Raw genomic sequence first — 5093 nt, forward strand, 5'->3', positions numbered from 1 at the left:
CACGCAAAGTGACAGGATAAAGGAGGCGGTAAACTTGCGCAGGGAAATCATGAAAACAAACAGACAAATGACAGCAATGAGAAGCTTAGGACGGATTGGATAGAGCGTTCAGGCGTGCAAAAGCTGCAGAAAAGCCAGAAAGAGACAACTCAATTGAAACTGGTTGCTGAGAAGAGATGGACTTGAGCGTTAATGTTAAATTCTGGCCAGTCTTAAGCTGCTCAGTAAGCGCATCGCTCAGCTCAACTGGAGCAAGACACCCAGCAGGCAAGCACGTTGAAAAAGCAAGTCTCTCAAAAGCTGCTTGTTCATCAATCTTTGCACTGACCCCAGCATCGAGTTCCAGACCAAAAGGTAAAATCAAAGTCCCAGTCACTGGAGCGCGACCAACTTGCTTATCAATCACAAACGCCAATACTCGCTGTCCGGATTGCCTGGATGATAATTCCTGCATCATCTGGCAGGTTTGCTTGCCTTCAACCGGAACGCAGCGCAGTGTCCAGTCCTTGTAAGTTTCCACCTGGGAACTCGGCAACTCTTGTGCCTGAGAGGGTGGTGCTGACAAAAGCCCAAACGCCAGCAGCCCGGACAGTATTTTATTCATCTAAGATCCATCATCCAAATATGATTTGCGCATTTATGCATGCGGAAGATGGTATTCAGATACGGCGAGCGTCAATTAAATACTTAAATACAAATTTAACTAAATAACCAAAATTAAATCCATTTATTCAAAATTACTTAAATATTCACAATAGTCACTATTGCTAGCTACTTTTGCAAGACCAAGTGAAAAATAATCACCTATCAAATTGAGCTCCATAGAGCCTTAAAAGCGAAGAATGCATTGTCGAATCACGCAAGCACTATCGAGGAGTACTTGGCAAAATCATAAAAACACAAAGATCGTCAGTGCAGCAGCCGAAAAGATGAGTAAGGATATTCGGCGTAAGACCCGCAAGTGCTATTCCACCGAAGATAAGATCCGTGTAGTCCTCGCCAGACTGCGCGGCGAGGACAGCATTGCCGAGCTGTGCCGTCAGGAAGGTATCTTGCAAGGGCTCCATTACAGCAGGTCTAATGAGTTTCTGGAAGCTGGCAAGAAACGGCTTGTCGGAGATACAGCCCGCTAAGCCAGCGCAGGGCAAGATCGAGTGTTGGCACAAGATCATGAAGAACAGCATCCTGATAGAGAATTACTATAAATCAGTGGATCTGGAGGATCAGATCGGCAAGTTTATCACGTATGGTAACCATCATCACGAGAGCTTGGATAACGTCACCCCGACTGACGTCTATTTCAGACGTGACAAACAGATCCAAGAGCCGCAAGAAAACATCAAACGGCACGAAATTCATAAAAGGTGCCTGCACTACCACGCACAAGCCGCTTAACATCAACATACAAACCGGCCAAATACTCCACTACTCAAAAAGAAAACTCTGTCTAATTTTAATAGATGACAGTGCGAGCGGCATCGCTCTTACTTGCGTTAAAACTGTATCCACCCTACTTGTTTTCAACGTTTTGGTAAGAGATCCTCATGCGGGTGAAGCTCATGGAGATGTGGGTTTTTTGGATGAGGGAGACGGCTTTCAGGTCTCCAAGCTTTAAAGCTGTCAGGATGTCATCCATTTCCCGGTTGAAGATGATAACTTCGTCTGTCAAATCAATGACGGATGCAAACAGAGATTTGAGCCAGATGCGTGTTGTCTGCATGCAGAACCTCTCTGAAATCTCGCGCAAAGGACCGTTATCTGTGAGCTTGAGGATGGTGAGGAAGAAGTCCATGATCAGGATCGAGAACTCGCGGGCATTTGGGTTTGTCTGCAGTTCTTTGGCGCGAGCAGTCAAAGCCTCAAACTCAGATAATATCTCCTCTGTGGGAGGTAAGGAAGCGCTTGCAAAAAGTGAGCAAGCCATCTCAGAGCTAGGAGATGGCTGTGTTTGCTGTCGAAGTAAAGGGAGTTTCCATCGCTCTGGCGTGCCACACCTTTAGCGTGAGTGAGCGCTGCTACCGTTATCAGCGGCGCTTGAACGATGAGAACATTGTCATAGCTGATTGGCTGTTGCGTTTAACGACAACCAACAGAACCTGGGGTTTTGGGCTGTGTTTTCTGTATCTTCGCAATATCAAAGGCTTTGGCTGGAACCATAAGCGCGTCTACCGTATTTACCGCGAGCGGGAGCTGAACCTGCGGATCAGGCCGTGCAAGCGTCTGAAACGAGCAAAGCCTGACAAGCTGGCAGCGCCCTCCAGTCCTAATCAGGTATGGTCGATGGATTTTATGTCTGACCAGCTGGAAGATGTCAGACGATTGCGTACACTCAACATTCTCGATGACTTCAGCCGGGAGGGATTGTGTATTGAAGTCGATTTCTCTCTTCCTGCGCTCAGGGTGGTGCGTGCGTTGAGGTACGTGGTTGAGTGGCGTGGCAAACCACTCGTGATACGTATCGATAATAGCCCAGAAAACATCCGTGACACTCTGCTGTCATGGGCCAAATCGCAAGACATCAAGATCCGACATATCCAGCCAGGAAGGCCAGCCCAGAATGCGTATGTGGAGCGCTATAACAGAACGGTCAGGCAGGAATGGCTGGATCAAAACTGCTTTGAAACCATCGAACAAGCGCAAATAGAAGCTACAAACTGGCTCTGGACATACAACAACGAACGGTCCAACATGGCCATCGGCGGCATCACACCCGCAACTAAACTGAACCTAGCAGCATAACTCTACTGCCAAACTCCTCCATAAATGGGGGGATTACCGGATATAGTCTGGCTGCCAGATATGACAGCACCGGGAGAACCGGTCGATGTGGGTGACAAGCTGCGATCCCTCATTGCAACTGCAGGGCTCTGAGCTTTCAAGTTAACGCTGTGACAACTGACAGGAAACAGTCTCTCGTTGAAAGTGCAAACAGATCACTGAGGGCCAACTGCGGCCATTCAGCCAGTTCCATCAGTGGTTGAAGAGATAACCGAGTGATGACGCCGTAGGGTGTTTCTTGAGAATTCATCTCACATCAGTTCATTTGTGAGCTATGCTCCAAGGAGCCCATTGCGGACATCTACTAACGATATGAGTACCAAAGTCTCATAAATCTGGTTACTGCCCATAGCAGACATGCGATGTCAAAAGGCTGAGAAGTTGGGCAGGCCAAATCTCGAACTATCACAAAACACGTGCCTCAGTACTCACCCCTGCATACGCATACGCTGCTTGTGCCAACTTGATGGCGCCACTATCATTTGACAGGAAGAGATCGCAACGCGCGGCTTCTTCAATGTGCCGACAATCACGGAATTGCGCTCGAAATCTTTTTCTTCGGGTTGATTGATTACCTTTCTTGACTTTCGGATCTCTGCCAACACCTTGAGTGAACAGGAGAAATGTGAGACCAACCAGTGCTCCATTATTTGCATAAGGGCCATTTGGCCAGTTTTTTTGAGGAAACGTATCGATCAAGCGGCGCTTTGCCTCATCACCAAGTTCAGAGAAAATAAATTCCACAACGTTGTCGGACGCAAGATTGTCAATTTGATTAAATCTTTCATTCCATTCACACGTGGTCTGAGGTTGTTGATGGAGAGCATCGCTCTTATGTTTGTCCAGGTCTATAGAACGTAAGCTCTCCAAGAGTATTTGGCGAAATGAGACAACATCGAGAAGTCCGAAAGTCTCACGCTGGAGCTCTGGCACCAAGAGATCGATGCTTTTTTCCAGTTCTTGTTGTAATTCTTTTGATTCCAATTTGCCGAGCCAACCCACAACGTATTGTGCCAGTACAAGCAACTCAGAGATGTACTCTTGAGCCTTACTTGCTAAGTCGGGTTTGCTCAACATGAGATCCTTTGCCCTGTTAGGGCTTATCTCGAAGTTATGCTCGAAGCGCTCCGAAGGTTGAATGTAGAAGCCCTTAATTTCATCGATAACTCGTACGAATTGATCTGGATCGTGGAATGCCCGACACTCTTCGACATGGACCTGCGAATATACAAAAATCGGCTCATGTTTTTGATAATGCTTGAGAGTGCGCAATAGTTCGTCTCTTGCTGGCTCGCCCTCTCGAAGATTGCTTAAAATGTTCTGATCTAAATAGATGATGAATTTTCTTTTGTCTTCCATGGGCGTGCTCCATAGGTTTCGCAGCAACTTAAGTACACCGAGACGAAGAGCAATTGCAGTCTTAGATGTCAGTGTGGCTGCACCAACCAGCAAGATTAGGGTTAATCAAGATCACCTGCAAGACTGAGAAAAGCCTGTTTCACTGCGTTTAGCGGGCAATTGGAGGGATCAACTTCATATCTGCAACAAACATCCGCTAAGTCCGCCGGACGTTTCTTATTCCTCTAATACGTGGGACCAGCTGTCTTCATCAGCCAGCTGGATCAGAGCCACTTGAGGTTGAGGGTAAGCTCTGACTAAGGATGGTGCAAAGGTGCGCGAATGTCGGCAAATGGGCAGCTGCCACATGTAAGGAATGTCTTGAAGTGTGGGCCAACAGCGGACATTCACACAGTTCAATCAATAGTTGAGGCGGTCTGGATGGTAGCCTGTCGGAGTTTCCGAGACCACTTCCGTTTTCTGTGCAAAGGTCATGGTGCTAAAGAGTAAGGCCTTGTTCTGGGCGGGGACAAAATCGCGGATTTGGTGGATATAGATTCTCGACAGTTGGAGAGCATTTGCCCGCCACTTCTGTTTACAAGTGGCGGGCGGGGCTATGTTGGGTAGGTGGTTTTGCGCAGGCAGGAGAGCCGTCAGAATTTCAGGGCGATGTTTGCTTTGAGCCCCTGATCGGTGAAGCCGGAACCAAACCGGCCATCGTATGCCAGACCCAAGGTCGTGCTATGTCCCAGATCCACCGATGCTCCCAGATTCAGCAGGAGGGCATCTCTGGCAATCGGAATACCGGCAACGGAGAAGTCATCGCCTCCGGCAAAGGCATGATTGACAACAGGTGTTACATCGCCAAACGCATGCTGCCAGGCAGCTTGTGCTGATAACTTCGCGGTGAATTGACCAAGGTTCGCCCGTGTCTCTGCCCGCAGCCCGATACTGGTGAAGGTGCTGTCCATTGTCTG

General features: G+C 48.1%; 5 protein-coding genes and 2 pseudogenes. 3 read left to right on the plus strand and 4 right to left on the minus strand.

The genetic code is table 11. From position 1 onward, the window contains the following. Positions 1-85: 85 nt before the first annotated feature. Positions 86-604 (minus strand): invasion associated locus B family protein, encoded by a 519-nt coding sequence (locus BM231_RS26650; RefSeq protein WP_093524404.1) that lies wholly within the window; start codon positions 602-604, stop codon positions 86-88. Between the two features lie 325 nt (positions 605-929). On the opposite strand from BM231_RS26650, the pseudogene BM231_RS26655 reads away from it, so the two are divergent. Together BM231_RS26655 and BM231_RS27305 are read left to right on the plus strand one after the other, a co-directional pair. Further along, positions 930-1130 (plus strand): annotated as a pseudogene (locus BM231_RS26655) (IS3 family transposase); the annotation flags it as partial. Next, on the plus strand, positions 1081-1395 hold the full coding sequence (locus BM231_RS27305; RefSeq protein WP_208860678.1) for a hypothetical protein: 315 nt from the start codon (positions 1081-1083) through the stop codon (positions 1393-1395). The pseudogene BM231_RS26655 and the gene BM231_RS27305, both read left to right, overlap by 50 nt. A 115-nt stretch (positions 1396-1510) precedes the next feature. Here BM231_RS27305 and BM231_RS26665 read toward each other — a convergent pair whose 3' ends face one another. Next, positions 1511-1924 (minus strand): FCD domain-containing protein, encoded by a 414-nt coding sequence (locus BM231_RS26665; protein WP_093524408.1) that lies wholly within the window; start codon positions 1922-1924, stop codon positions 1511-1513. An 11-nt stretch (positions 1925-1935) separates the two neighbouring features. Between BM231_RS26665 and BM231_RS26670 the strand changes: the two are divergent. After that, positions 1936-2739: pseudogene (locus BM231_RS26670) on the plus strand (IS3 family transposase); the annotation flags it as partial. A 444-nt stretch (positions 2740-3183) separates the two neighbouring features. Here the strand turns inward: BM231_RS26670 and BM231_RS26675 are convergent. After that, entirely contained in the window at positions 3184-4137 is a 954-nt protein-coding gene (locus BM231_RS26675; RefSeq protein WP_093524412.1) for a hypothetical protein, read from the minus strand. A gap of 632 nt (positions 4138-4769) precedes the next feature. Then, positions 4770-5093, minus strand: a 324-nt coding sequence (locus BM231_RS26680; protein ID WP_139226358.1) for an autotransporter outer membrane beta-barrel domain-containing protein, incomplete at its 5' end; no start/stop codon positions are given.

The sequence above is a fragment of the Pseudovibrio ascidiaceicola genome, from assembly GCF_900114245.1.
GTDB classification, from domain to species: Bacteria; Pseudomonadota; Alphaproteobacteria; order Rhizobiales; family Stappiaceae; genus Pseudovibrio; species Pseudovibrio ascidiaceicola.